Source organism: Actinotalea ferrariae (assembly GCF_019733465.1).
GTDB classification, from domain to species: domain Bacteria; phylum Actinomycetota; class Actinomycetes; order Actinomycetales; family Cellulomonadaceae; genus Actinotalea; species Actinotalea ferrariae_A.
This window is the reverse complement of record NZ_JACVQL010000082.1, coordinates 1-23,931: the sequence shown is the minus strand read 5'-3', so window position 1 is coordinate 23,931 and position 23,931 is coordinate 1. Positions and strand designations below refer to the sequence as shown.

The following is a 23,931-nucleotide window of genomic DNA, read 5'->3' as shown; positions in this document are numbered from 1 at the left end:
CACCGCCCCGGCGCTCGAATCGCGCGCGTCGGGCGGCGAGGCCTACAGGAGCGTCCCAGTCTCCTCGGTGTCGTCCGTGGTGCCTCGCGGCTCCGGCACCGGGAGCTCGCGACGCTCGCGCAGCTCTCGCACTCGTGGGTGCTGCACGACGGGGGTGACGTCGAGCACCTGGCGGATCATCGCGTCGAGGAACTGGTCGGGCCGCAGTGCCGACGGCACGTCGTCGACGTTCACGGTGACGACGCGCTCCTCTGGCGGCACGTCGTCGTCCCAGTGGACGAGGGCTAGCCCGGTGGCCGTGTAGCCGCCCCGGCCGTCGGTGTCGCGCAGCTTGCTCATCATGTCCTTCGTCCGCTCCCACGCCTCCTTCTCGGTGGTGAGGATCGTGTCGCGCTGGAGGAAGAAGAACCCGGTGGCTGCGAGCGGGTAGCGGCCGCGCAGATTGGCGGCGTCGCCGTAGGCCTCCTCGAACCGGTTAGGCAGGTTCTTGCCGAAGGAGGAGACCTGCGCCTTGGTGCTCAGCAGCAGCTCCGGTCCGCGGTCCCACCGCGCGATGCAGACGTCGATCTGCTTGTAGTAGGCCCGGCCCAGGACGCGGGCATCGGACGGCGCGACGGCCGTGATGCGCTCGAGGTGGGGTCGGACCTGTTCGCCCAGGCCCTTGGGCAGCTTGTCGACGAAGAGCACGACGTCCCGCGGCAACACACGAGGCCGGGTGGCGCGCGGCCACACCTCGTCGACGAGGAAGCCGGCCCGGCGCAGCTCGTGCGCGAGCCAGGCATCGATGCCCTTGGCGAACCGGCCGGACTCGGACACGCTGCCGCTGCGGGTCGGGTAGGTCAGCAGCCGGCCGAGTAGGTCGTAGTCGGGCCCGTACCGCGGGACCTCGCCTTCGGCGTGGAGCCACGGGTCGCTGGTGGGCGTGGCCGCCAGCTCGGCGTCGAACGCGCTGAACGCGTCCTCTTTGCTCACGACTGGTCCAGGTCGCGGCGGGCCAGCACCATCGCGTGCGGTGAGACGCGGTCCTTGGCGCTCGTGCCGCGTGCTCGCCGGCGGGCGGCGAGCATGGCGTACGCCTGTTCCAGGTCGCTGACTCCGGCTGCGTCGAGGGCCGAGCCGTCGTGGAGGACCACCTGGTCCACAAGCCGCACAGCGTCCAAGAGCCGGCCCGCGCGCAGGTGGTCGCGGACGCGGGGGCGCACAGCCCGCAGCGCATCGGCGCAGGCCAGCACACCCGCCGGAGACGGCACGGGCAGGTCGTCAGCCTCGCGGGGCTCGAGCTTGAGCATCCCGCCGCCATACGCGCGGCCGACGATCTCCGCGCCGACGAGCGTGACGGAGTTCAGGGACGCGAGCGGCAGCAGCTCACGCCCGAGCTCGCGGTGCTCGTCGGTCAGGTAGACCCCGTGCACGCTGTTCAGGTGCCGCGCGCCGGCGGTGTTCGTCGTCAGGCGCGGGGTGTCGGCGTTCATGTACGTCAGCAGCAGGTCGGCAGGTGCGACCAGCGGCACGCGCCACCACGGGGTGCGCACACGGCACTTGTAGGCGGTGTCGACGCCCTGCTGCTCGCCTCGCTGGATGTAGGCGCGGGCTGCGGCGCTCGGCTCTCCGGCCGGTCGGAACAGCAGGGTGGCGGCTCCCTCGCGGCCGAGTTCGGCGCGCATGTGCGCGGTGAACGACAGGCCGCGTAGGTGCCGGCTGCCGGGCGGACTCAAGGGGAGCAGTTCGGCGTCGGCCAGGCCGAGTGCCGCAGCCTGGGCGGGCGACAGGGTGAAGAACTTGTTCGCGCCGGTCACCATCCCCAGCGTCGTCTCACCCCAGCTGTGCAGGGTCGTGAAGCTCGCGCCGGTGGTGGCGGCCGCGTACGCCGCGGCGCTGGCGGCCGGCAGGAGGGCTGAGGTCCACTTCCCGCTCGTCGAGGCAGGCGTCCAGACGGCGGCGGTCTCGGGGTCGAGCTCGGCCAGCGCGTCAGCGTCCTGAACCTGGAGCAGTTCGCAGTGATCGGTTCCTCCGATGCCCTCTGCGAGCAGGAGCACGACGTCCTCAAGTACGCCGGGGAACACCCGCTCGGTGAACAGGACGAGCCGGACACGGGCGAAGCGTCGCATCAGGAACTCGCGGACCTGGGCGGCGTAGTTCACCGACAGCAGCTCGGCCGGCAGAACGAGGCCGAGCCGGCCACCGGGCTTGAGGAACAGCGCGGAGTGCACGGTGAACGCCGCCCACGACGAGGCCAGGCCCGTCAGGGCGACGCCCGCGCGCAGGGCCGCGCGTCGTGATGCCGCCCGGTCTGCGCCAGCGAAGTCCTGGTAGCGCACGTACGGGGGATTTCCGATCACAGCGTCGTACGAGGGGTCCGGCTCCACGGCGAAGAAGTCGCTCACGCGAACGCGCGGCGACGAGCCCGCGGCACGGAGCACAGCGCGCGCGGCGCGTGCCGATGCCGCGTGCAGCTCGACGCCATCAAGCCGTGCGGGCCCCGACCCCGGAAGTGTCTGGACGCGCTCGTGCGCGGCAAGCAGGAACGCGGCCTCACCACACGACGGTTCGAGCACGCGGTCTGCTGCGCTCCGCACAGCCCAGCGGGCCACGTAGGCGGCGACCTCCGGCGGGGTGAAGAACGCCCCCCTCGCCTTCCTCAGGGCGTCCGTGTCGACGTGCTCGGCAGTGCTCACCGTCGCAGTGTCGCTCACCAGGCCCGCCTCCCGGGCCGAACGGCGCGATGTTGGACCGACGTGTCTCTGACGACGCGCAACGTCGCGCCGAGCGCCCAAGGGCGTAGTGGAGGGCGCAGGGAACGTGAGCGCCGTGGACGTCAAGCCTTCTTGCCGTAGCGCAGGTGCGCGGCCTGCTTCGTCACCCCGAGCAGCCGGCCGACATCCGCCCACGAGCGTCCTGCGCGCGCAGCTCGTCCACGACGTCGCGCATCCGGGCCTCGGTGAGCGTCCGCAGCTGGTCGAGCAGCACGAGCTCGGTCTGGGTGATGCCGGCGATGCCGCGTTCGTGCCCGAGCTTCAGCGCGACGCTGATCTCGGCGTCAGTCATGCCTTCGGGCAGGCCCCAGCCCTTGCGGCCGCCGGCGCGGGCGGTGGCTTGCCGGTTGCACCGCTCGCAGTTCTTCGCGCAGCGGACCTCGAGCGCGACGTCGTCGACCGTCACGGCTGAGCCGCCTTCGTCCGGTCGAGCCCGCGCACCTCGAGCCGCACCGTGTGCACGTCGCCCGGCGCCGTGACGTCGTCCAGGCGGATGCCGAACCGGTACGGCTCGCTCGTCGTACGGGCGTAGCCGCGCGACGCGGTGACCGCGGCGGCGAGCTGCCGGGCCTCACCCTCGGTCTCGAGGTGCAGCACAGCGGCGTCCTGACCAACTCGGGCGGTGGGCACCGCATGCCCTCGCGCTTCGCGATGCCAAGGAGCTCGAGCAGCAGCTCGGTGCTGTGGATCGTGTTGCGGGTCCAGTCCACGGCCTCCCCCGACATCGTCTCGCCCTGCGCCTCGGGATGCAGCCTGTCCAGGCCCCCGAGCGTGCCCCCTCGAGCAGCTGGTCGCGTCCGGCGTGAGCACGTCGCCCAGGCGCGGCCCACTCCTTCGATACCCAGGGGGCTCCCCGTCCCCCATCGAGCCCTCGTGGGCGTCCGCGATCCGTTCGCCCTCGTGAAGGTCGATGACTCCTGGTGCACGTCCTGGGACCTGCCGCACATCTGACCCGTACCCGTTAGCCCCGACGTCCAGGAGGACACCATGACCACCCGCTCCCGCCGCCCGAAGCACCGCGCCGAGGGCTGCTCGCGCTCGAGCGCACCGTCAACCCCGTTCCTCGCGTGGGCGCGGGCGCTCTGGTACGTCGCGCTGAGCGTCGATCGCTTCCTGTAGGTGGGCCCCCACCCTCGGCGCGCGACGGGCCGCCCAGCCTGTTGGGCTACTCGGGTGAATCGGGCATCGAGCGCTAAAGCAGACCTCCGCTCAGGTCGATGCAGTCGGTATCCCCCCGCCAGCGTCCTCAGGCCGGCTCAGCGGCCGGTCGCCGGGGGCGGCAGGATCAGGCCGCGCGCCACGCAGGAGTCGCCGTCCGCGGGGGAACGCGCGCCCGACGTCGACGAGTCCCGGGATGTCGGTGATGTACCGCCGGGCCAGCTCGGCGGTGGCGGCGTTCGCGCGCACGTCGATCCCGGTGGTGTCGGCGGCGGCGAGCACGGGAGCGGTCATGAGCTCACGCAGCGCGCGGCCGCGCCCGTGGCCTGGGTGGGCGGAGAGGTGCTCGCCGATCTCCCACGCGTCGGAACTCGCCACGACGGCAATGACGGCGTCGCGCTGTGGGCTCATGTAGTACCGGGCCCGCGGTCGGGCAAGGAGCAGGGCCTGGGCGATCACGAGCAGCGGCAGTGTCGGCCACCACATCAGGGCCAGGAACCCCGAGGCAAGACGCCCCGCTAGGCGACCGCGCCGCGCGCCGTGGAGGTAGCCGAGCTGGGCCCACCACACGATGCGCAGGCAGTCGATCGGCCGCGGCGTCATGGTGCCGACCACCGCAGGCGGCCGCTCCGGGGGCGAGCCTGAGCGCTGGCGGTTCACAGCGGGCCGCGCTCGACGTCGACGTGCTCGTCCTGGTCATTCGCGTCGTGGGTGACGATGAGCGGCAGCCAGCCCAGGACCTGGCCGGCGAGGGCGAGCAGCTGGGGGTCGGGTGCACCGGATGCCCGGGCGTTGATGCCGGCGGCTGCGGTGAACCGTTCGGGGTGGTCGACCAGGTCTTGGCGCAGGCGTTGGGCGTGGGCGGCGATGCTCAGGACCCGCCGGGGACCCTCGGCGGGCGCGTCGGGGTGGCGGCGGTCGTGGTCGTCGACGACGGCCACCGCGGCGGCGTAGGCGCCGAACATGTCGGGTCGGACCCAGCGCAGGGTGCGGCGGGCCTTCGCGCGGGACCAGACGAGCTCGCGCAGCAGCTCGTCGGTGGTGGTCTCCTCGTCGCCGCTCACTGGGTGTCTCCGTGTGCTGCGCGCGACCAGCCGCAGTAGGTGCAGTGATCGTCGGTGCCGCGATGGATCGGGCACGGGTAGCGGGTCCAGTCGCTCATGCCGCTCCCCTCCCCCGCTGCAGGCGATGCCCATGGGTAGCGTGCCAGGCGCCGACCAGGTGGTCGACGTCGATGCCGGGGTGGGCCAGCACGTACGCGGCGAGCCGGCCGGTGCTCTCCACGACGGCGGGGCCGGCGGTGGTGAGCAGCCAGTCCGCGATGAGCAGTGCGGGCTCGGCGTCGGTCCTGACGAAGTCCTGTCCGGCGGCGGTCAGGATCCGGTGCGCACCTCGAGCGCGGATCGCCGGCGCCCAGGTGGTCAGGGCTGCCTTCTCCTGGACGAGCTGGTGGGCCCAGCTGGCGGCCTCGCCGTGGGCGATCGCGGCGGCGGCGTGCAGGCGTAGGGCGTGGGCGGCGTACTGGCCGGCGGAGGCGGTGCGGCGGGCGGCCTTGTACCCGGTGCGCAGGACCGTCTGGCCGGCTTCGGCGGCGGCCCAGGGTTCGGGGTCGACCCCGGTGGGGGTGGTCGCGGTCCGGGTGAGGTGGACCAGGGTCAGGATCGGCTCGGCCCACGGTGCGGGCAGTGGGTGCAGGCGGCGGGCGGTGGTCATCTCCGGGCTCCTCGCTGGTCGGTGCGGTTCTGCGGGGTGGAGCGCAGGGGGCCGGCGGTGTCAGTGGTCACGCCGGCCCCCCGCGGTCTGGGTGGGGCTCAGTCCTCGGTGGAGGTCATGACGGTCAGGACGGGCTCGGCGTCGTCGCCGGGGCCGATGTGGATCACGAGGCTGGTCAGCCGGGGGCGGGTGGCCCGGGGTGTGTTGGGGATGCGCAGCACGCGGAACTCGACGCGGTCGGTGTCGGTGGTGCCAGCGCCTCGGATGGTGACGCGGGCCATGGTTAGGACGTCCCACAGCCGCCCCGCCTCGTCCTGGTACTCGTCGTTCTCACGGGTCCAGGCGACGGTCTCGGCCCACGCGGCCGCGGTCAGGGCGACGGGGTGGACGAACCCTGCTTCGCGGGCGGTGGGGGTGACGTCGATGAGGGCGCCGTCGGCGATGGCCTGGGCGCGGGTGTAGGCGTGGATGACGGGTCCGAAGAACTCGGTGAGGTCCACGGGTGGTCCCCTTTCTGCGCAGGGTGGTGGGTGGTCTGCGGTGCCGACCGTTTTTCGCCCCCTCCTGGCGCTGTGAATCACCGCCGGCATGAGCGGGTGGAGCGTCAACCCGTAGGGCGGCGAGGAAGGCGAGCTCGGCCGGGCTCAGTGAGCGCAGCGAACGCAGGTCGGGCTCGTCGACCGAGGCGGCCCGGCCGTAGGCCGGGCTTGCGCGTAGGCCGCGCCGGCGATGATGGAAAGCCAGGAGGGGAAAGAGAGACGAGTGCTTGTGCAGCCGGTCCCGTAGGGACCGTCCGCCGCCGCGAGCTCCGTCGCGTGGCGCAGCCGGGGGTGCGGGGGACGGCCAGTCCCCCGCCGCCGAGCCCAGCTCGGTGTGCTCTGCCACGCTGGACACGTGCGCGCGGGATGCCCCGATCTCGCGCCCGAACGCGAGGAGGGCCCACTGATGGCGGCTGACAGGAACGTCGTGCCCAACCCCGGCGGCGGCTGGGACGTGACCGGTGCCGGCAAGCGCGCGTCGGCTCACACCGACACCCAGGCCGAGGCGATCGCTCGGGCGAAGGAGATCGTCGGCAACGCCGGCGGCGGTGAGGTCAGCATCCACGGCCGCGACGGCAAGGTCCGGGCCAAGGACACCGTCGAGCCGGGTAACGATCCCCGCAACATCCCCGGCTGAGCTCGCGCGTCGCGCCGGCTCGATGCCGGCGCGACGCGCCCCGCCGGCCCCCCGGACCCGGCGGCCGGACCCCGCAGGGTCCGGCGCGACCCCGGTCGCTGCCTCACCGCTCGTCACGGTCGTGCAGCCGGATCGGTCCGGCGATGCCGGTGACGGGCTCGTGGCCGGTGACGGTGGCCCCGTTGAACTTCCACCGGCCGGTCCCGACCTGCTCGGGGGTGTCGGGCTCGGCGTAGACCGTGGTGCGGGTCTCGAAGAAGAACGGGTAGGTGCGCCGCACGATGGCCAGCCCCTCCCCCGGCTCGGCGGTCATCGTCTGGACGCGGACGGTCCCGGCGACGTCGTCCCGGTCGACCAGCGCCACGACCGGCGCCGTGGTGGTGGTGCCGTCGGTGTGGTGCAGGGTGAGCGTCAGTCCGTCCGGGGCGGTCCACGGCGGGCCGTCCTGCTCGGCGGCCGCGTTCTGGGTGTAGGTCGCGAGCAGCCGCACGACCTCGGTGACCACGGCGGGGATGCTGCGAGCGGTGTGCTCGTGCCCGGGGGCTTCGTGCTCACGGTCCTCGTACGCGGCGACGTAGAACACCGGCGACCCGTCCTCGACGTCGACGCCGATCACGATCCGGTCGTTGCCGGACGGCCAGGTGATGACCACCGCGACGTTGCTCCCGCCGGTCGTGGTCGCTAGGGCACCGGCGACCCGGGCGCGGCGCAGGGACTCGGCCAGCGCGGTGGCGACCTGCCCGGCCGGGGTGTGCGCCTCCTCGAGGGTCAGGACCGACGTCGAGGGCTCGACGTAGCGGTTGGCGTCGACCCCGGCGGCGTTCACGCGCACGTCGCGCACGACGTCGTCGCTGATGCGGTAGGTGATCGTCCACGGGTACTCGGCCCGCTCGTCGGTGCGCCGCACCGCGACCACGCGGGCCGCGCGGGCCAGGCACGTCCCCCGGGCGGGGTCGAGGTAGAGCGCCGAGACGTGGTCCCCGACCTGGTACGGGGCGCGAGCGGTACGGGCGGGGCGGCGGGTGCTGGTGGTCATGGTCTTGGCTCCTTCGGTGCCTGGTGGTCTGGCCGGTGAGCGCCCGATGTCTTTCGGGCCTCACCGGCAGGCGCGAGGCAGCACCCCGGTCGCAGAGGCTCCAAGCAAGCCCACCCCCACCGCCCCACTCCCCCGGCTCGAGCTCCTTGGTGCGGAGCACCGTCCCCGACCACCTACGCGAGCTGCGGTGGGGGTGGGCTTGCTTGGAGGGGCAGGGGTGCTACCGGCCAGGTGAGACCGACGTGTCCCCAGCCCCGTGCCCGGCGGCGCGGCCAGGCGCGCAGCGCCCAGGGGGCACCGGGCCGCGCAGCGACCACGCGAGGACGTCGTCAGTTGGGGGTGTGGGGGCAGCGGCCCTCGCCGTGGGGGGCCGGCTCGATGCCGGCCCCCCACGCCAGCCGGCGACCGGCCTGGCCGGACCCGTAGGTCCGGCCAGGCGGGTGATCACTCGCCGTCGTCGTAGCCCTCGGGGTCGTGGCCCTCGCTGTCGTCGGCGGCGTCGTAGGCCTCGCTCTCGGCCTCGTCTTCGACGGGGACGGCGTAGGTGGGTGCGACGGTGGCCAGGGCCTCGACCTCGGACAGGCTGTAGCCCCACGCGGCGAGGGCGGTGAAGTACGCGCGGTCCTCGGCGCTGACGTTGCGCCAGGTGTGGGTGCCGGTGCCGTCCTCGATCGCGGCCAGCAGCACGATCAGGGCGATGTGCTGTGCGCGGGCCGGGGTCGCGGCCTGGACCAGGTCGGCCAGCGGGTCCGGTGCGCCGTAGCCGACGTGCTCGGGCAGGCCCAGCAGGGTCCGCGCGAGGCGGTGTCGGGTCTGCGTGGACGCCTTGTCCAGCCGGTGCGTCCCGGCGACCAGCCGGGCGGCGAGGAACGTCGGGGCGTCCTTCGGGGCGGTCTTGCGGGCCGCGAACCCGGTCAGCCACTCGCGGCGGACCGTCTCGGCGGACTTCCACGCCTTGTTGTTGGCGATGAGCGCGCGCCGCTCGGCCTTCTGCTCCTCGGTCATCGGACCGGCCTGCCGCTCGGTGCCGCCGCTGTAGGCGTACCGGTCGACGTGGCCGTTGCCCTTGGGGTCGGTGCAGACGTGGACGGCCCGCACGCCGTCCCACGAGGACGTGCTGATCCACGCCGCCCGGCCGGGGCACTCGGCGTGCGTCTCCTCGGTCAGCGGGGTCCGCTCGTCCCCGTCGAGCGTGGCCAACTCCCGCACCTGCTTGATCGTCTTGTCGTCGTAGGACGGGCGGTCGATCACCGGGGTCCCGGCCTCGGTCAGCGTCGCGGTCAGGTCGGCGACGACCCGCGCCTCGTCCCGGTCGTCGCGCAGGCGCTGCGCGACGTGCGCGAACTGGTCGGGCTCGTCCACGGCGGCGACCGTGAGCGCCTTGACGGCCTCGGCGTTCTCGTCGAACTCCGCCACCACGGCGGCCTGGTCGAGGGTCAGGTCGTACTTTGCCGTGACGGCTGCGGCGACCTCGGACCCTGCGACGGTCAGGGCGGTGGTGACGTGGTCCTTCTTGGTGTGGGTGCGCTTGGCGATCTGCGCCGCCGACAGTCCCAGCAGGGAGAGTTGCTGGAACGCGGCGACCCGGTCGCGGTCGGCCAGGGCGGCGCGGTGGTCGTTCTCGGCCATTTGCTCGATGATCCGGCGGGCCTCGTCGGTGTCTCCGTCCACGACGTAGGCGGGGATCGCGGTCAGCCCGGCCTCGATGCTGGCCAGGGTGCGGCGCTGCCCGGCCCGCACGTGCAGGGCGTCGGCGGTGCGCTGGACCAGGATCGGGGTCAGCACGCCGTGGGTCTTGATCGACCCGACGAACTCCGGCGTCAGGGCAGCGTCGGCGCGGACGTTGACCTCAAGGACGAGGGTGCGGGGGTCGACCTGGACGATCTGCCCGGTCGTGGTGGTGGCCTCGGTGGCCGTGGTCTGGGACTCGGTGACGGTCATGGTGAGCCGCCCTCCTGCCAGGAGCCTGGGTGGTCTGCTGGTGCCGACCGTTTTTCGCCCCCTCCTGGCGCCGTAATCACCGCCGGCATGAGCGACTGGAGCGACAACCCGCAGGGCGGTCGCGGGCTCGAGTTCGGCCGGGCTCAGGGAGCGCAGCGACCGCAGGCCGGGCTCGTGCCCGCGACCGGCGGCGCAGCCGCTTGCGCGCAGGGAGCGCCGGCGATGATGGAGCGACAGGAGGGGAAGAAAACGCCTCTCAGCTGCCGGCGGCCGCGCAGCGGACGACGACAACCAGCCGGCGGCGCAGCCGACGGCCAGGCAGTGACCCCACTCCCCCACCGCTCGAGGTGAGCCGAGCAGCTAGAAGGCGGAGCCGAGTCGCTGCGAGAGATACGACAGGCGGTAGGCGCGACGTCGCGTAGACGGTCCTAACGGGGAGCTGGCAGTGACCGTCTACCTCCTCGCGCCAGCCTCAGTAGCACCCACCGACCTCGACGATGCAGTCCTCGGGGCCGCCGCCTGATTGGCCGCCGCATTGGCTTAGGCCGAACAGCGCGGCGTAGAGGAGGACGAGTCCACCGACGACTTTGAGGAACATGCCGAACTTGTCAGGTGCGGGTTGCGGCTGCTCGGGCGTTGTCCGGGCGGCAGGCGTGCTTGCTGGTCGACGCTGCGAGCGGGGCTCGCGCTGTTGGTGGTGAGTCGCGCAGAGGAGTCGGTGTGTCGCTTCGGCGTCGGGCCAGCCATCCCGCTCTTCGTCGTCGGGCGGGTACGTGATCACAGGGCTGGCCGTCCCCAGGCGGCGATCCATACGGTGAAGGATGTCGTCGATGAACTCGTGCTCGAAGGTCTTGTGAGGGATCGCGCCCGTGCGTCGGTAGGTCGCGATGGCGTCCCGGGCGTCGGCTTCATCGGCGGCTTGATGCGCCAGGTTGCTAGCTGAGTTGTCGAGGCTGAAGCGCCATCGAGCGCACCAGGCAGGTAGGGAGGGCCTGGGTTGGTCCTGGTAGTCGGCGACTGCAAGCTCGAGCGCGATCTCCTGGAGCGCCTGGAACCGCAGGGTTGAGTCCGCCGGCTCTTGCGAGTACTTCTCGATCGGGTCGACGGTCATGGAGCTTGACCGGTTCCCGGTTCAGCCCGCGCGTCGCCGTATCCGGCGGTCAGGGGGTACTCCTGGCCCTCGAAGAGCGGGTCCGTGGGGTCGATGTCGGGGCCGTATCCGGCGCCGACGACCGGGACGCGGCGGCGCGCAATCCCGGTGGGGTCGAGGTAGATGTCGATGACGAGCGGGGTGTCGTCGGGGAGGCCGACCAGTTCGGCACGTAGTTGCCCGACTGTCCACTGGGTACTTGAGCTCATCAGTCCGCCAGGGGGCGTCCGGTCGGCAGAGGCTGGTCTCCACCGGCGAACGGTCGGCCGTGGTTGTAGGTCTGCTCGAGGCGCTGTGCTTCGGCCTCGACGAGACGGGTGATGAGGTCGCCGAAGGAGCGGTGTCCCTCGGCGGCCGCGGTGGCGCGGTAAGCGGCGCGGATCCGGGCGCGGGTATCGCGCGGGATCTGCACGTTGAGCTGTTCCTTCGCGGTCGTTGGGCGCTGTGCTGAGGGGGCCGGAGACGCGGTCGGGCGCTGCCCGTCGGACACAGGTCTCTGTGTTCGCGGCTGAGGTGCCGCAGGGGCCGAGGTCGGCGTGGGGGCCTGTCGGTTGCTGGCGATCAGTCGGCTTGCGTCGGGGTGCACGCCGGGTCGTGGCCGTGCGCCCAAGCCGCTGATGGTGCGCTGTGGGGTCGGTTCGGTCATGCCGGGACCTCCTGGGCGAGGGCCTGCTCTGCGGCGGTGATGCGGTCGACGATCTCCGTGGCGAGCGACTGGTAGTCGTCGGCAACGCCGCCGGCAGTTCGTGGCCCTCCCCCACCTTCGGCCTCCCCGCGGCGAATCTGCCACCACGACGGGCCCTTGCGGACTTCGTCCTCCAGCTCGTGCACGAGCAGGCCCCGTTCCCGGGCGGCGTGAGCGGTGGCTTCGGAGTGCCGGATGGTGGTTCGCAGGACTACGTCTTCTGCGCCCAGGGCCTCGACGATGCGCGCACGTGCCTCCTCCTTGATGCGGTGAGCGCTGGTGCCGGTGCCAAACAGCACGACGCCGAGGAGGTCCAGGCCGGGGTTGAGGTCGACGACCGCGTCGAGCCGTCGAGCGACGTCAAGCATGCCCTTGCGCGAGCTAGCGTCGGACTTGGCGGGCACGAGCGCCCACCGGGCGGCCGCGGCCGCGGCGTTCTGCAGGGCCTCGATGCCGGGTGGGCAGTCGATGAGGATCAGGTCGTACGCCGGGGCGAGCGGCTCGAGAACGCGCGCAAGAGCCAGCCGCGCCGCGGCCTGATCTTTGGCCGCGCTCAGTGCGGCCGCCGCGGCGTCGAGGTGGTGCCCTCCGATGAGGACGTCGAGGTTGGGGCGGACATCAGTGACCGGGTGGCCGGGCTGGCCGAAGGCAAGAGCAGCTGCAAGGGCCTGACCCTCGTCGTCGACGTCGGTCCCGGTGTAGCCGAGGTCCTCGGCGAGGTTGCCCTGCGGGTCGCTGTCGACAACAAGTACGCGGAAGCCTGAGTTAGCGACCATGCCGGCGACGTTCGCGGTGATCGACGTCTTCCCGGCTCCCCCCTTGCCGTTGATCACAGCGATCACGCGCATGAGCGCTTCGCGGTCGACAGACATGTGCCCTCCTCGGTTCGGACTCCTAGGAACGCTAGTCGCCTAGCGTTCCTAGGGTTTGTAGGACACGCCGTGCTTCATCCACACCTAGCGTTCCTAGGATTCATAGGCGAGGAGGTATGCCCGTAGGCGACGGTCGCGCTATTGGGGGCGCGCGACTAGGGTTCCTAGGACAACTATCGTTACTAGTATCACTAGTGTTTCTAAACGAACCTGTGTTCGTAGATTGGCGTCATGAATATCGACTGGTCCAAGTGGCATCACGTCCCTGGCAGGGGCTACCGGCGGCTCCCGCCGGCGCACTGCCCGCGCTGCAGCGCTGGGTGGACCGGCCCAAGGGCGCGCCCGCGGGAGACGACGGTGGCGTGCACGTGCACGGCCGAGCGCCGGCACACGGTGTGGGTCTGACCTTGTGGTGCGTACGCCGCGGAGGGGTGCGTCGACGTCCACGTGTGGTCGGCGAGCACCGTGCCGGTGGGGCAGCAGGTCGAAGACCGGATCGCACTGGGACGTCACATCTAGCGCGAGATGGCGGTCTGACGAGGCATCCCGCCTGCCCGGCCACCGACGCGGCGCGGGCATCCGGGCGCGCTCTGCGATCGTGGCGTGCTCGACGACGTCGCCCTCCCTGCACGCTTCTACCGGGCAGCGCGTCGACCCGATCTCTGGCTCGTCAGCAGATGTGCGCGAGCTTCGCAGCATCCGCGACACGCGATAGAGCGCCACGGGTCAGCTCGCGACCCTCGAGCAGGGTCCAATCGTCGGCAACGCTGTCGTCGGGTGGCCACCAGAAGTCCTCGTCCGGGTCGGCGGGGGAGTGGTGGTCCTGGTCGTGGCGGGCAAGCCATGCGTGCCAGCGCTGTCGCTCGAGGGCGTAGCGGCGCATCTGGGCGATGACGTCCTCGAGCACCCCGAGGAGCTCGGCCGTGGCGAGCAGGGCTCCGCTGCGGGCGCGCAGGCGTCGCCCGTCGTGCCGCTCGACGAGGTGGTGCGCAATGAGCGTGTCGATGGCCTCGTGGACGGCTGAGCGCGCGATGCCGGTGGCGGCGGCGAGGGTGGTGATGGAGTGGGCGCGGTCGTCCTCGAGGGCTTCAAACACGAGGGCGGCGACCGGGCCCAGGGCACGGAAGACTGGTCGCAGGGCGTGTCCGCGGCCGCGGTCCCATCGCAGGTCGGCGGCCATGCTGGCGAGGTCGGTGGGCACGGTGAGTTCGTAGAGGTCGGCGTTCTCACCGCGGGCGGGCTCGATGAGGTCGATCCATCCGCCGGGGGTGCCGGCGAGTCGTCGCAGGACGGCCGCGACGGTGGAGTGGTCCGCGCCGACCGCGACGGCGAGGGAGCGGGTGCCGAAGGAGACGTAGCGGGACTCGGTCTTGTGCGCTGCCTCGCCGAGCGCCCGCAGGACGAAGCGGGTGAGGTAGCCGGCCCGTCCCGGGAAGCGGTGCTGCTCTACGGCTCGCAGGAGGGTTCGCCAGGTCCGAATGTGGTCGTGCTCCGCCATCTGTGCGGGCTGGTCTGGGGTACCCCGGTGTGTCTCCGAGGGGCTTGTGTGGGATCTGCGGACGTGACTCGCGCCGGGGGCGTTGTCGGGGTGTTCTCGAGTGGTGGCGAGGAAGGTCGCGGCGGCGTGCCAGTCGCGGGCCAGGGCGGTGTGGCGCTGGGTGGGGGAGTAACGGGCGTACAGGGCGGCCAGGCCGGGCCAGCGCCCGTCGCCTAGGCGTGCGGCGACGTCGGCCAGGGCCCACCCGGCCGCGGCGGCGCCGGCGATGACGGCTTGGCGGGCCTCTGAGGGTGAGGCGTAGCGGGCGGTGTCGTAGACACCGGTCTCGGCCAGGCTCCGCAGCCGGGCCGACAGCTGCCCCCGTGCCGTCGTGTCGGGCGTGGTGGCGTCCTGGGGCCAGGTAGGGGTCTGGGAGGTGCGCCAGGCGGCGATCTCCGCGCTCAGGGCCTCCCGCAGGGTGGACAGGACCGCTGGTGGGTTCGGGCGGCGGGCGACGTCGTAGGCGGCAGCCAGCGGCATCGTCAAGGCCTGGTGCCCGCCGCGCTTGTGCACGGACCCGGGGACGCGGATGCAGCCGGTCTTGACTGAGCGGTGCGGGCCGGCGTCAAGGGTGGGGTGGGTGGCGCCGAGGGCCTCGACGAGCTCGCGGGCGACGTCGTAGGGGACGCGGTCGGCGAAGGGGACGTAGATGTGCACGCCGCCGTTGGGGGAGGCGTCGGTGATGTACCGGGCTCCGTGCCGCTCGAGCCAGACCGTGAGGCGGGTGGCGTCGGCGGCGACCGCGTCGGCTCCGCCGCGGGAGGCGTCCAGGTCTAGGCACAGGGCGGTGCAGCACCCGTCGGGCCCGTAGACCCTCACGGCGGCCGGTGCGCTGGGCAGTGCCTTGGTCAGGGCGCGTTCGTCGCGGGTGCGGTAGTCCAGCGTCCCGCGGGAGGTCCGCACGCCTAGGCGCATCCGGGGTGTGCCGGCCAGCAGCGGTGCCAGCGCTGCCCACTGCTCCTCGGCTGCGCGGCGGTCGGCGGACGGCGCCGCAGGGGTCGTTGCCGGGGCCGCAGGGGTCGCCAGGACGCCGGACGGGCCGGTTGGTCCATCAGGGTGAGGTGGGACGACACGCCGCGACACGGTCGTGTGCGCTGGTGTTAGCGCTGCCTGCTCGGTTACCTTGGGCTCCAAGCGTTAAGACACACCGAAGGGTGTGTTGATCGGAGCTCTTCACCTCCCGGGCGCCAACCACACGGGTGAAGAACTTTGACTCGGCCCGTCCCCTACGGGGGGCGGGCCATCGCTTTGTTTGCGGTTATGCGGACTTCTGGAGCCGCTCACCGCCTCTCAGGATCGGGAGCTCACCCTGGTCGGCGACCGGGCGCGGCTCGGGGGCGTACTGGGGCAGTCCGTGGAGCTCTGCCAGGACGCGTGCGATGTAGTCGCTGATCGTCATGCCCTGTGCGTCTGCTGCGGCGCGCACGGCATCGCCCACCGGGCGCGCAGGCCTGGTGATGATCTGGTCGCGGTCGCCCTTGCTCGGTCGGCCGCCCTGCCCGCGCTTTGCCATGGCGTCACCTAACCAGGCGTGGATTCTGAAACGTCCGACCGCGCGCGGCGTGTCGCCGTAGATCGGATACAGATTCTCGGGCGTCATCGCGGGACCTCCGGAACGACGCGCAGGTGCCGGTCACCCACGACGACGGCAGCCCCGGCCGGGACGTGAAGCGCCCGGCCCGGGATGGCCTCGCGCCGGATGCCGTGCAGCTCGATCGTCGTGCCGTTGGTGGAGTCCCGGTCGGTGACGGTGACGGCACCATCCGTGTCGACGTCGATCCGGGCGTGGGTCTTGCTCATCAGCCGCTGGGGGTCGCCCACGGCGAACACGACGTCGACGAGTTCACCGGGTCGCGGTTGGGGGTTGCGGCCGATGAGGAACGAGTGACCGGACGGGCTCGTCAGCTCGTCGTCGACGACCAGGTGTACCGCCGTGTGGGCCGTGGTTAGCGCGACGGGCGACACCGCGTCGACGCCCTCGACGTGGCCGCTGGGGTGGACGATCAGGGGCCAGTTGCCCTCGGGGTCGGTGGCCGTGACGCGAACGGCGCGGCCGAGGGCGGAGGCCGCCCGTAGGGCGACGACGCCGATCGCGGCCTGCCGGGCCGCGACGACGTCGCCCGTGGCTGGTACGGGGTAGGAGATGCCCTGGATGGTGACCTCGCCGCTGGTGTCGGCGTGGATGGTCACGGTGATCCGCGGGAAGTGGGGAACCGGGTTCATCGCAGCTGGACCCCCAGCGCGGCCAGGTAGGCGACGGGGTCGGTGGTCTGGCCGTTGAGGTAGACCTCGAAGTGCAGGTGGCAGGCGGTCGAGGCGCCGGTGTTGCCGACCAGCGCGATGTTGTCGCCGCCGGTGACGTGGTCGCCGGTGCGGACCAGGACGCCGTTGGCGTACATGTGCGCGTACCGAGTCCGCAGGCCGCCACCGTGGTCGATCTCGATCATTTGGCCGTACCCGCTCGAGGGGCCGGCCGCGGTCACGACGCCGTCGTTGACCGCCCAGATGGGGCCGTTGCAGCCACCGCCATCCAGGTCGGTGCCGGCGTGCAACCGCCACTCGCGGTAGATCGGGTGGAACCGCATGCCGTAGTCGCTGTTGACCGGCCCGGCGGCGGGCGCCGCCCACCCGTTGGGGTTGACCTGCCCGGGCACGCTAGGGATACCCGTGCAGGTGCTCGAGCCAGTCCCGGGCGCCAGCCCGGTGCTGGTGCCGGTGACCGCCTCGACGACGGCCACCGCGGCGTCCCAGTACCGCTCGTAGTGGTACGGGTCCGCGTTGCGCTGCGTGCGGTGCGCGACGATGGTCGGCGCCATGGCCTCTCGGCCCTCGACGCGCATCATCGCGCGGAAGAAGTTCGTGGCCGAGATGTTGGGGTCCATCCGGTCGGCGTAGGAGCCCCACGCCCCGTTGTCGCGCTGCTGGAACAGCCCGCGGCTGTCCGGTCCGACGGCGTCGCCGTGGTCCAGGACGCGCAGCCCGGACTCGCCCATCGCGGTCATCACCCCGATGGTCTGGTCCCGTACGCCTAGGCCCAAGTCAGAACCGGCGCGCAGGACGTGAACCGCGTTGACGAGCTGCTCGCCGCTGTACCCGGCGACCTCGCCCTGCGGGACGTCGTTGACGTCGACGACGACCCCGGACCCGGCCGGGTTGCACGAAGCGTCCGCCGCCGCCGCGCCGAGCATGATGAACCCGAGGGTGCCGCCGACCAGGACGAGCGGGACGACCGCGACGCCGGCGACGACCGCTAGGGACCGGTTCTCCGCCACGCTCAGCCCTCGCCCTGCGGCGGGGTGAAGCGCTCAACGAGCCAGGGCGCACCGTCGTCGGCTCGGCTGAGCGTCACGACGTAGGTCCCGACATCGGTCGGGATCTCCACGCCGGCGATCGACGCGCTGGTCTCGTCGACGAGCACACCGTGGCCGGTGACCGCCCGGATGGGCACGTTGACGGGATCGACGTACTGGTAGTCGATCTGCGCCTGCGCACTCATCAGCGGGGCGAGCTCGGCCCACCACTGCTCGTAGGGCTGGTCAAGCCGCGCGAACAGCTCAAGCGCGGTCACAGCCGCGTCGATCGCAGCCTGGCGGTCGACTTCGTCCCAAGTCGGGTTGCTCGGCCCCTCGTTCTCGTGCCCGTCGTGGTACTCCGGGCTCCCGGGCGCCACAAGCGTGGCGGTCGGCGTCGGTTCGGCTAGGGGCGCCTCGGTGGGCTGAGGGGGTGAGGTAGCGGCTGCCGAGGTCGTCCCGGTTTCCTCGGGTGCACACCCCGTCAGTGCGACGAGCGCGACAAGAACGGCTGTGCCCGCAGCAATGCCTCGCATAGCAGCCCCCTGCGCTTGATGCTGTCAGTAGCGTTATCGGCTACTGTCAGCATCATAGCCAGGTGAGCGAGTACTGGTAGATGAGTGCGAGGGAGGCGCCGCCGACCGGCGCACCGACGAGGACTTGGGCCACGGTGTGCTCGCGGACAGCGACGCGGGCCCAGCCGACGAGCACGACGAGCGGGATCAGCACTACGAGCAGGGTGGGGCTGAACTCGCTGGCGAGGATGATGGCGATACCAGTGGAGACGCCGGCGTGGAAGCTGATCTTCCAGGCGAGGTTGATGACGAACAGGATCGCCTGGGTGCCGATGGCAGCGATGATGAAGGCCGCGATGCTGAGTGGAGCGTCGCGAAGGATGGCGATGATCAGCCCGGCGATCGCAAAGGCGATGTTGCTGAGAATCGGCACGATCCGCTGACGACGGGTCGTGAGCATCCGGTCCTTCCAGCGACCTGACCGCACGCCGATGATGACGACGGCGTAGGGCAGCACGGTGACCAACAACGCGGCGACGGCGCCTTCGAGCAGGCCCGGAAGGCCGGCACCGCGCCAGCCGAGCAGCAGCAACGTCGCCGCACCAATGCATGGCGGAGCCAGGACCTCGGTGACGACCCGACCCAGGCGTCCGTGCGGGGTCGGGGGAGCGGCCGGCGCCAGAACCTCGGTCATGAGACGCCGACCAGCTCGGCCTCGATGGTGCGTGCGACGCGCTGTGCGCGCCGTCGGGAGGCGAAGAACTTGACGAGGCTGCGTGGGTTGTCCGGAAGGGTGAGATGGACACTGAGCGGGCGGGGCACCTGGTCTTGCTCGGCGACGGCGCGATTGCGTGCGATCTCCAGCAGGACCAGCTCGTATGGCGCGCCGGCGTCGAGCCGTCGCGCTGCCTCAGCGTCGGCGGGCGTCAGGTGGGACGCGAGCAGCGCCGCCGCCTCGCGGAGCTCGTGCATGCGCCGGTTGAGACGGGCTGGCGGGTGGCGCAGCGGCGGGTCGAGCACGACTGCGGGGACCGGCCGTGTCAGGTCCTCCCAGGGGCCTTCCAGTCGCCTGTGCAGCCAACGTGCCCGGAGGTGGAGCTGGGTCCACGCGGCCGCGCCCAGGACGATGAACATGATGGCCACAGCGGACGGCACGGCTTGGACAGCCACGGCGTTGGCGACGAACGGGTGCTCGTACTGACCGGCTACAGCCGCCGCGAGCACGACGGCCTTCGCGGCGAGGTAGACGTCGGTCGCGGCGGCACCCAGGCCGAAGAACAGCAGTCCTCGCCTGCTGCGGGTCCACGCCCCCGGCTGGCGCGCGTTGCGGGCTGCCATGACAGCGACGGCGGTGACGAACCCGCCGTAAGCGACGATGTAGATCGTCCAGTAGGTCAGGGCGGCTGGCCGCCCTGAGGCGACGCCCATCTCGTCCAGGCCTTCACGTTCGGTGCCCGCGGCGAGGAAGGCCAGGCCCATGCTGACGATTGCCAGCGCGGCGACGCCGGACCAGATCTGAGCCATTCGGCGCGAGACGGGGCGGTCTCGGACGACGTCGGCGACGGCCAGTGCGGCACACACGGCCATCACGATGCCCAGGGAGTTGCGGACCAGGACCTCCAGCCCGACGACGCCGGTGGTGTCGTCGATGAGCCGGCCGACGAAGGACAGCCGGATCGTCATGGCCGTGACCAGGGTTAGGAGGATGGCTGCCAGGCGTCGTGATCCGCCGTACAGAGCGCCACGGGTCCGGACGAGCACCAGGATCCACAGGAGGACGACTCCGGGAAGAGTGAGCACCTCCACGGGCGTCCAGGAGCCCATCAGACGTCCCCGACTTGGAAGAAGCGATCGAGGCGGTCCTCGGGGATTGGTCCGGCGGCTCCCTCCAGTCGCGCGGTGAGCAGGGCTCCGAATCGCTCAGCGCGAGCCTCGCGGCGTGAGTCCGTGCGTGTGCGTAGCGCGGAGCGCATCAGCAACGGGCCGGGGTCGCCCAGGTCGCCATCGAGGTCACGGATCGTGCCCTCGCGCGTCTCGCGTGTGCACCGGTCCCAGTGCGGCGTATCGCCGAACAGGATGTGGGCGCCCTCGTGACCGAAGACAGTGCTCTCCACCGCGAGGGGCGTTTCAGGCAGCAGGATGGCCCACCCACCCGGGTAGGAGGTCGTCAGCCCTGAGACATGCCCTTGCATGGCGACCTGCAGCGGCTTCCACTGCGCTTGGGGAATTCGGGCCACGGTCACGGTCCCGCCCGCAAGGCGGCCAACCGCGCTGACGAAGGCGGACTCATCGAAGCCTGGCCCGTGGACGCCCAGTGCATCCAGGAGCTCGTGGCAGCGCTGCTCAGCTGACCAGGACTTCATCGACCGTAGTGATCTCACGCGTCTAGCACCCCCTAGCGCTCAGACTTGTCCTCTTGATCGGGATCTGCGGAGTAGCGAACCAGGCCCGGCAGCTGCTCGAGGTTCTCGAGGACGCTGGCGATCGCGCGCATGCCCTCGGGTGTCAGGTGAGACGAGCGCAAGGCGATCTCCCGCACGGCCTCGTCACCCGCGAGGAGGGCCAGCGCCTCCTCTTCACCTCCACGGCGGGCGGGCTCCTCCGGGGTGAAGAAGTAGCTGAGGGGAACCTCGAACGCGGCGGCGACTCCTTGCAGCGCGCGCACGGTCGGGTTCGTGCGCTTCCCGCGGCGCAGCTGTTGCACGTACGCCCGGGAGATGTCGTAGCCGGCGGCGGTTGCACGCGCAGCCACCTCTTCGTCGGTGAACGGGCGCCCGGCCGGTCCTCGGACTGTGGCGAATAGCCTCTCCAACCGCCGGGCGATTGCCTGCGCCCCGCCAGGCTCCATGTCGTCTTCGGCCAACGTGTCGCTTCCCCCCGGCCCGGCTCCGCGTGTTCCGGCAGAGTAGCGGCCCGCCCCACTCTGGGCGGGTGACCCCTTGCAATTCGGTTGATGCTGTGAGCATCATGGTCGCCGCTGCCAGTAGCAATCTACGGTAGATTGCCCGGGTCTGGCGAGGTCGTCACTGCAGGGGGAAGCAATGACCACGAACCCGTGGCTGCCGCGCGCCTCAAACGAGCCGGCGTCAGCGCCACCCGCTCCTCCCGAGCCCAACTCACTCCAGGACGGTCGGTCTGGCGTGAACGTCCCGCAGTCGGGTGTGCCGGTTCCCGACAGGGTCGATCAGCTACCGACGCGCGATCAGCCCAACGTCGCGACCCTCTGGTGGCTCGGAGTTCACGGCGGGGCAGGGGAGACGACCCTGGCCCGCTTGCTGCCCGGAACCCGACCTGCAGAGCACGCCTGGCCCCGGCCGCCGGCAACGACCTACGTACCCACTCGGGTGGTCCTGGTCGCTCGCCCCCACGCCTCAGGCCTGCGGGCCGCGCAGAAGGCCGCCACGCACTGGGCCGCCGGCGCGCTGCCCGACGTCCAGCTGCTCGGCCTCGTGATCGTCGCCGACGCCCCCGGGCGGCTGCCCAGGCCGCTGCGCGAGCTCGCGGCCCTCGTGTCCGGCGGCGTCCCGCAGACCTGGCAGGTGCCCTGGATCGAGAGCTGGCGCCTCGGCGATGACGTCGCACTCGAGAGCGCGCCTCGCGAGGTGCGGCGCCTCATCGCCGACCTGACCGCACTCGCCCCGAACCTCGGCCCTGCCGCCGGCACCGACCGCTAACGAGAGGAAGTACCGATGTCCCTACTCGTCACCATTCTGACCGCTGTCCCCGACCCCTCCCCGGTCCAGCCGCCCGGCACGGAAGGGCTGACCTCGATCATGGGCTGGGTCAAGTGGGTCGCTCTGGCGATCTGCATCATCGGTCTGATCATCGCTGGCGCAATGATGGCCATCCAGTCCCGTCGCGGCGAGGGCGGGGAGCACGCCGGCAAGATCGGAATGGCCCTCGGCGGCGTCATCGTCATCAGCGCCGCCGGAAGCCTCGTCGGCTTCCTCATGGCCGCCTGAGCCGGAGCACCGCAGCGATGGCAGCAGACGAGAGCGAGCAGAGCCCCTGGACCCGCCCCGGCTTCGTGGCAGCCGCCGTCGTCGTGGCCGTAGTGCTGGTGCTCGCCGCCGTCCTCGGCGTCAACGCACTGCGCCAGGCCGACAGCGAGGAGCCGCCCCCTCCGGTGGAAACCGCCACCGGAACGCCCACGCCATCCGAGACAGCCGCCACTGCCGACGAGAGCGTGTGCGGCCTGGAAGGCGCGAAGTCCGAAAGCACGTTGACCATCGCACCGACTGCGACCTGGCAGTTCCAGGGATCGACCGCCTACCCGACATCGAACGAGTACGGCCCTGGTGTGACAGATGACCAGGGCGTGCGCTCGTGCTTTCAGCGTTCGCCGGAGGGCGCACTCTTCATGGCAGCGAACGCGCTCGTGCAGGGGAGCGATGCCGCCACCGGAGCGACGTGGGCGGAGAGCGCTCTGGCGGAGGGAGAACACCGTGCCGAGCTCCTCAAGGAACTCGGCACCCCTAGCGACTCAAGCGGAACCCGGCTGAACATCGCTGGCTTCCGCCTGCTCGCCTTCGATGGGAACTCGGCCACCGTCGACATGGCCGTCCAAGGTTCCGCTGGCGGTCAGGGCCTAACGGTGTCCGCCGTCTACGAGCTGGTGTGGGAGGGCGGCGACTGGAAAATCAGCGCCGACGTGAGAGAGCCGCTTGATGTGGCGACGATCCCGGACCTTGCGGGTTACGTCCCCTGGGGAGCGTGACGGGTCGTGGCCGAGTGCGGACCGCTCGATTTCGCCTGCAAGGCTGAGGAACTCGCGAAAAGCGCGATCGGGGACGCGATCGCGAACATGGCGCAGGCGGTGATGGAGGCTTTCGGGCGGACGGTCGCGTCGCTGGGCACGGTGTGGGTGAACATCGGCACGCCGGACCTGGCGTCGACCGGCGGTGCGTCGTCGGTCGGCGCGGGGTCGGCTGCCGCGAATGCGGGCAACCTGACGACGGTCCTGGGGTATGTGACCTGGATCGGCCTGGTGGTCGCGGTGCTGTCCCTGTTCGCCCTCGGCGGGCTCGTGGCGGTGCGGATGCGCCGCGGCGAGGGCGCGGCGAGCGTCGGGCGGCTCGGCCTGGTGCTCTGCGCTGTGGTGTTGATCGCGGCGGCGAGCTCGATCGTCGCGGCGGCGATGCCCGACGGTCCTGTGGGGACCTCGGGGACGGTGGCGTTCTTGCAGTCGTCGCTGTGGTGGTACATGGGCGCGGCCGCGGTGCTGTCGGTGGTGATCGGCGCCATCCGAATGGCGTGGGATCAGCGCGCCGAGCCCGGCCGGGACCTGCTGCGGAGCCTCATGACGCTGATCGTCGTCTCGGGCGCCGGCGTGACGATCACCGGGCTGCTGGTGAGCGCGTCGGACTCGTTCTCGGTGTGGGTGATCAACAACTCGCTGGACTGTGACGTCACCGGGGACGGGGCGTGCTTCGGGGAGAACATCACGCTGCTGCTGCTGCTCGACGCTGGCAGCCCTGATCTGCTCGGCCCGCTGCTGGCGATCATCCTCGGACTGATCGCAATCCTGGCGAGCGTGGTGCAGATCCTGCTGATGGTCGCCCGGGCGGGGATGCTCGTGATCCTCACGGGGATCTTGCCGCTGTCGGCGTCGGCGACGAACACCGAGATGGGCCGGCAGTGGTTCAAGAAGTGCTGCGCCTGGCTGGTGGCGTTCATCCTCTACAAGCCCGCCGCGGCGATCGTCTACGCCGCAGCGTTCCAGCTCAGCGGCACCAACGTGTTCACCGACGACGGGTCGGGCCTCCTGGCGGTGCTCACGGGTCTGATGCTGATGGTGATCGCGCTGTTCGCGATGCCGGCGTTGATGCGGTTCGTGACCCCGATGGTGGGGGCGTTGACCGCCGGCGGGGCTGGGGGAGCGGTCGCGCTGGGTGCGATGGCCGCGCTGCCGACCGGGGCGATCGCCGCCGGCCGGTTCGCCGGCGGGGGCAGTGAGTCGAGCCCGGCGCCGATGGCCGGGCCTTCCGGCAGCTCGGGCTCGGCGGGACCGTCCGGGGCGGGGCTTCACGGCGCCACGGGCGCTGCTGGGACCAGTGCGCCGGCCGGTGCCGCGGCGGGCGGCGGAGCCGCTGCGGGAGGTGCCGC

General features: G+C 71.7%; 29 protein-coding genes. 6 read left to right on the top strand and 23 right to left on the bottom strand.

Annotated elements, in window-relative coordinates:
- Positions 1–42: 42 nt before the first annotated feature.
- The 4 genes from ICW40_RS07470 to ICW40_RS07455 all read right to left on the bottom strand — a co-directional run bounded on the left by ICW40_RS07470 (position 43) and on the right by ICW40_RS07455 (position 3,350).
- Positions 43–972, bottom strand: coding sequence for a hypothetical protein (locus ICW40_RS07470; RefSeq protein ID WP_221653203.1), 930 nt, complete (start codon positions 970–972; stop codon positions 43–45).
- Positions 969–2,774: an N-6 DNA methylase gene (locus ICW40_RS07465; RefSeq protein WP_260458914.1), complete on the bottom strand. Its 1,806-nt coding sequence runs from the start codon at positions 2,772–2,774 to the stop codon at positions 969–971. The genes ICW40_RS07470 and ICW40_RS07465 overlap by 4 nt, the downstream gene beginning before the upstream one ends.
- 82 nt (positions 2,775–2,856) lie before the next feature.
- Positions 2,857–3,159, bottom strand: a complete 303-nt coding sequence (locus ICW40_RS07460) for a hypothetical protein (protein WP_221653202.1) — start codon at positions 3,157–3,159, stop codon at positions 2,857–2,859.
- Positions 3,156–3,350, bottom strand: coding sequence for a hypothetical protein (locus ICW40_RS07455; protein ID WP_221653201.1), 195 nt, complete (start codon positions 3,348–3,350; stop codon positions 3,156–3,158). Before ICW40_RS07455 ends, ICW40_RS07460 begins: the two co-directional genes overlap by 4 nt.
- A gap of 390 nt (positions 3,351–3,740) precedes the next feature.
- Between ICW40_RS07455 and ICW40_RS20835 the strand changes: the two genes are divergently transcribed.
- Positions 3,741–3,872 carry a hypothetical protein gene (locus ICW40_RS20835; protein WP_260458913.1) on the top strand — a complete coding sequence of 44 codons (132 nt, stop codon included), beginning with the start codon at positions 3,741–3,743 and terminating at the stop codon, positions 3,870–3,872.
- 90 nt (positions 3,873–3,962) lie between these two features.
- Here ICW40_RS20835 and ICW40_RS07450 read toward each other — a convergent pair whose 3' ends face one another.
- From ICW40_RS07450 to ICW40_RS07435, 4 genes are all read right to left on the bottom strand, one after another.
- Complete coding sequence (locus ICW40_RS07450; RefSeq protein ID WP_221653200.1) at positions 3,963–4,514, bottom strand: hypothetical protein; 552 nt, start codon at positions 4,512–4,514, stop codon at positions 3,963–3,965.
- 53 nt (positions 4,515–4,567) lie between these two features.
- Positions 4,568–4,975, bottom strand: coding sequence for a hypothetical protein (locus ICW40_RS07445; protein WP_221653199.1), 408 nt, complete (start codon positions 4,973–4,975; stop codon positions 4,568–4,570).
- A 94-nt stretch (positions 4,976–5,069) separates the two neighbouring features.
- The gene (locus tag ICW40_RS07440) at positions 5,070–5,624 is read right to left on the bottom strand and encodes a hypothetical protein (protein WP_221653198.1); all 555 of its coding nucleotides are present in this window, start codon (positions 5,622–5,624) and stop codon (positions 5,070–5,072) included.
- Between the two features lie 98 nt (positions 5,625–5,722).
- Positions 5,723–6,124, bottom strand: coding sequence for a DUF6573 family protein (locus tag ICW40_RS07435; RefSeq protein WP_221653197.1), 402 nt, complete (start codon positions 6,122–6,124; stop codon positions 5,723–5,725).
- Between the two features lie 394 nt (positions 6,125–6,518).
- On the opposite strand from ICW40_RS07435, the gene ICW40_RS07430 reads away from it, so the two are divergent.
- Positions 6,519–6,800, top strand: a complete 282-nt coding sequence (locus ICW40_RS07430) for a DUF2188 domain-containing protein (RefSeq protein WP_308121692.1) — start codon at positions 6,519–6,521, stop codon at positions 6,798–6,800.
- 103 nt (positions 6,801–6,903) lie between these two features.
- Here the strand turns inward: ICW40_RS07430 and ICW40_RS07425 are convergent, their stop codons facing one another.
- The 15 genes from ICW40_RS07425 to ICW40_RS07355 form a co-directional block, all read right to left on the bottom strand.
- The gene (locus tag ICW40_RS07425) at positions 6,904–7,836 is read right to left on the bottom strand and encodes a hypothetical protein (RefSeq protein ID WP_221653196.1); all 933 of its coding nucleotides are present in this window, start codon (positions 7,834–7,836) and stop codon (positions 6,904–6,906) included.
- Between the two features lie 444 nt (positions 7,837–8,280).
- On the bottom strand, positions 8,281–9,777 hold the full coding sequence (locus ICW40_RS07420) for a ParB/RepB/Spo0J family partition protein (protein ID WP_221653195.1): 1,497 nt from the start codon (positions 9,775–9,777) through the stop codon (positions 8,281–8,283).
- Between the two features lie 472 nt (positions 9,778–10,249).
- On the bottom strand, positions 10,250–10,888 hold the full coding sequence (locus tag ICW40_RS07415; protein ID WP_221653194.1) for a hypothetical protein: 639 nt from the start codon (positions 10,886–10,888) through the stop codon (positions 10,250–10,252).
- Entirely contained in the window at positions 10,885–11,136 is a 252-nt protein-coding gene (locus ICW40_RS07410) for a DUF6225 family protein (RefSeq protein WP_221653193.1), read from the bottom strand. Before ICW40_RS07410 ends, ICW40_RS07415 begins: the two co-directional genes overlap by 4 nt.
- A complete protein-coding gene (locus ICW40_RS21470; RefSeq protein WP_221653192.1) occupies positions 11,136–11,339 on the bottom strand; it encodes a ParB family protein in 204 nt (67 codons plus the stop codon). The genes ICW40_RS07410 and ICW40_RS21470 overlap by 1 nt, the downstream gene beginning before the upstream one ends.
- 230 nt (positions 11,340–11,569) lie before the next feature.
- Positions 11,570–12,484: a ParA family protein gene (locus tag ICW40_RS07400; RefSeq protein WP_221653191.1), complete on the bottom strand. Its 915-nt coding sequence runs from the start codon at positions 12,482–12,484 to the stop codon at positions 11,570–11,572.
- 670 nt (positions 12,485–13,154) lie between these two features.
- Positions 13,155–14,924: a helix-turn-helix domain-containing protein gene (locus tag ICW40_RS21465; protein WP_221653190.1), complete on the bottom strand. Its 1,770-nt coding sequence runs from the start codon at positions 14,922–14,924 to the stop codon at positions 13,155–13,157.
- A gap of 355 nt (positions 14,925–15,279) precedes the next feature.
- The gene (locus tag ICW40_RS07390) at positions 15,280–15,621 is read right to left on the bottom strand and encodes a hypothetical protein (protein WP_221653189.1); all 342 of its coding nucleotides are present in this window, start codon (positions 15,619–15,621) and stop codon (positions 15,280–15,282) included.
- The gene (locus ICW40_RS07385; protein ID WP_221653188.1) at positions 15,618–16,244 is read right to left on the bottom strand and encodes an FHA domain-containing protein; all 627 of its coding nucleotides are present in this window, start codon (positions 16,242–16,244) and stop codon (positions 15,618–15,620) included. Before ICW40_RS07385 ends, ICW40_RS07390 begins: the two co-directional genes overlap by 4 nt.
- Positions 16,241–17,293 carry a M23 family metallopeptidase gene (locus tag ICW40_RS07380; RefSeq protein ID WP_308121691.1) on the bottom strand — a complete coding sequence of 351 codons (1,053 nt, stop codon included), beginning with the start codon at positions 17,291–17,293 and terminating at the stop codon, positions 16,241–16,243. Before ICW40_RS07380 ends, ICW40_RS07385 begins: the two co-directional genes overlap by 4 nt.
- Before the next feature lie 2 nt (positions 17,294–17,295).
- Positions 17,296–17,691, bottom strand: a complete 396-nt coding sequence (locus tag ICW40_RS07375; RefSeq protein WP_221653187.1) for a hypothetical protein — start codon at positions 17,689–17,691, stop codon at positions 17,296–17,298.
- A 208-nt stretch (positions 17,692–17,899) separates the two neighbouring features.
- Positions 17,900–18,520 (bottom strand): phosphatidic acid phosphatase, encoded by a 621-nt coding sequence (locus ICW40_RS07370; RefSeq protein WP_221653186.1) that lies wholly within the window; start codon positions 18,518–18,520, stop codon positions 17,900–17,902.
- Positions 18,517–19,650 carry a DUF6545 domain-containing protein gene (locus ICW40_RS07365; RefSeq protein WP_221653185.1) on the bottom strand — a complete coding sequence of 378 codons (1,134 nt, stop codon included), beginning with the start codon at positions 19,648–19,650 and terminating at the stop codon, positions 18,517–18,519. Before ICW40_RS07365 ends, ICW40_RS07370 begins: the two co-directional genes overlap by 4 nt.
- Positions 19,650–20,189 carry a hypothetical protein gene (locus ICW40_RS07360; protein ID WP_221653184.1) on the bottom strand — a complete coding sequence of 180 codons (540 nt, stop codon included), beginning with the start codon at positions 20,187–20,189 and terminating at the stop codon, positions 19,650–19,652. Before ICW40_RS07360 ends, ICW40_RS07365 begins: the two co-directional genes overlap by 1 nt.
- A gap of 32 nt (positions 20,190–20,221) precedes the next feature.
- Positions 20,222–20,578 carry a helix-turn-helix domain-containing protein gene (locus ICW40_RS07355; RefSeq protein ID WP_221653183.1) on the bottom strand — a complete coding sequence of 119 codons (357 nt, stop codon included), beginning with the start codon at positions 20,576–20,578 and terminating at the stop codon, positions 20,222–20,224.
- A gap of 289 nt (positions 20,579–20,867) precedes the next feature.
- Between ICW40_RS07355 and ICW40_RS21460 the strand changes: the two genes are divergently transcribed.
- From ICW40_RS21460 to ICW40_RS07335, 4 genes are all read left to right on the top strand, one after another.
- On the top strand, positions 20,868–21,500 hold the full coding sequence (locus tag ICW40_RS21460) for a DUF6668 family protein (RefSeq protein ID WP_308121690.1): 633 nt from the start codon (positions 20,868–20,870) through the stop codon (positions 21,498–21,500).
- Between the two features lie 15 nt (positions 21,501–21,515).
- Positions 21,516–21,788: a hypothetical protein gene (locus ICW40_RS07345; RefSeq protein WP_221653181.1), complete on the top strand. Its 273-nt coding sequence runs from the start codon at positions 21,516–21,518 to the stop codon at positions 21,786–21,788.
- Positions 21,789–21,805: 17 nt separating this feature from the next.
- Positions 21,806–22,543, top strand: coding sequence for a hypothetical protein (locus tag ICW40_RS07340; RefSeq protein ID WP_221653180.1), 738 nt, complete (start codon positions 21,806–21,808; stop codon positions 22,541–22,543).
- 6 nt (positions 22,544–22,549) lie between these two features.
- A partial coding sequence (locus ICW40_RS07335; RefSeq protein WP_221653179.1) for a hypothetical protein occupies positions 22,550–23,931 on the top strand: 1,382 nt, incomplete at its 3' end.

Excerpts from the sequence above, each read along its gene's own strand:
- ICW40_RS20835 (WP_260458913.1), top strand. The coding sequence starts at position 3,741 with ATGACCACCCGCTCCCGCCGCCCGAAGCACCGCGCCGAGGGCTGCTCG.
- ICW40_RS07450 (WP_221653200.1), bottom strand. The coding sequence starts at position 4,514 with ATGACGCCGCGGCCGATCGACTGCCTGCGCATCGTGTGGTGGGCCCAG.
- ICW40_RS07400 (WP_221653191.1), bottom strand. The coding sequence starts at position 12,484 with ATGTCTGTCGACCGCGAAGCGCTCATGCGCGTGATCGCTGTGATCAAC.
- ICW40_RS07365 (WP_221653185.1), bottom strand. The coding sequence starts at position 19,650 with ATGGGCTCCTGGACGCCCGTGGAGGTGCTCACTCTTCCCGGAGTCGTC.
- ICW40_RS07360 (WP_221653184.1), bottom strand. The coding sequence starts at position 20,189 with ATGAAGTCCTGGTCAGCTGAGCAGCGCTGCCACGAGCTCCTGGATGCA.
- ICW40_RS07385 (WP_221653188.1), bottom strand. The coding sequence starts at position 16,244 with ATGAACCCGGTTCCCCACTTCCCGCGGATCACCGTGACCATCCACGCC.
- ICW40_RS21460 (WP_308121690.1), top strand. The coding sequence starts at position 20,868 with ATGACCACGAACCCGTGGCTGCCGCGCGCCTCAAACGAGCCGGCGTCA.
- ICW40_RS07420 (WP_221653195.1), bottom strand. The coding sequence starts at position 9,777 with ATGACCGTCACCGAGTCCCAGACCACGGCCACCGAGGCCACCACCACG.
- ICW40_RS07415 (WP_221653194.1), bottom strand. The coding sequence starts at position 10,888 with ATGACCGTCGACCCGATCGAGAAGTACTCGCAAGAGCCGGCGGACTCA.
- ICW40_RS07410 (WP_221653193.1), bottom strand. The coding sequence starts at position 11,136 with ATGAGCTCAAGTACCCAGTGGACAGTCGGGCAACTACGTGCCGAACTG.
- ICW40_RS07345 (WP_221653181.1), top strand. The coding sequence starts at position 21,516 with ATGTCCCTACTCGTCACCATTCTGACCGCTGTCCCCGACCCCTCCCCG.
- ICW40_RS07390 (WP_221653189.1), bottom strand. The coding sequence starts at position 15,621 with ATGACGCCCGAGAATCTGTATCCGATCTACGGCGACACGCCGCGCGCG.
- ICW40_RS07440 (WP_221653198.1), bottom strand. The coding sequence starts at position 5,624 with ATGACCACCGCCCGCCGCCTGCACCCACTGCCCGCACCGTGGGCCGAG.
- ICW40_RS07370 (WP_221653186.1), bottom strand. The coding sequence starts at position 18,520 with ATGACCGAGGTTCTGGCGCCGGCCGCTCCCCCGACCCCGCACGGACGC.
- ICW40_RS07340 (WP_221653180.1), top strand. The coding sequence starts at position 21,806 with ATGGCAGCAGACGAGAGCGAGCAGAGCCCCTGGACCCGCCCCGGCTTC.
- ICW40_RS07425 (WP_221653196.1), bottom strand. The coding sequence starts at position 7,836 with ATGACCACCAGCACCCGCCGCCCCGCCCGTACCGCTCGCGCCCCGTAC.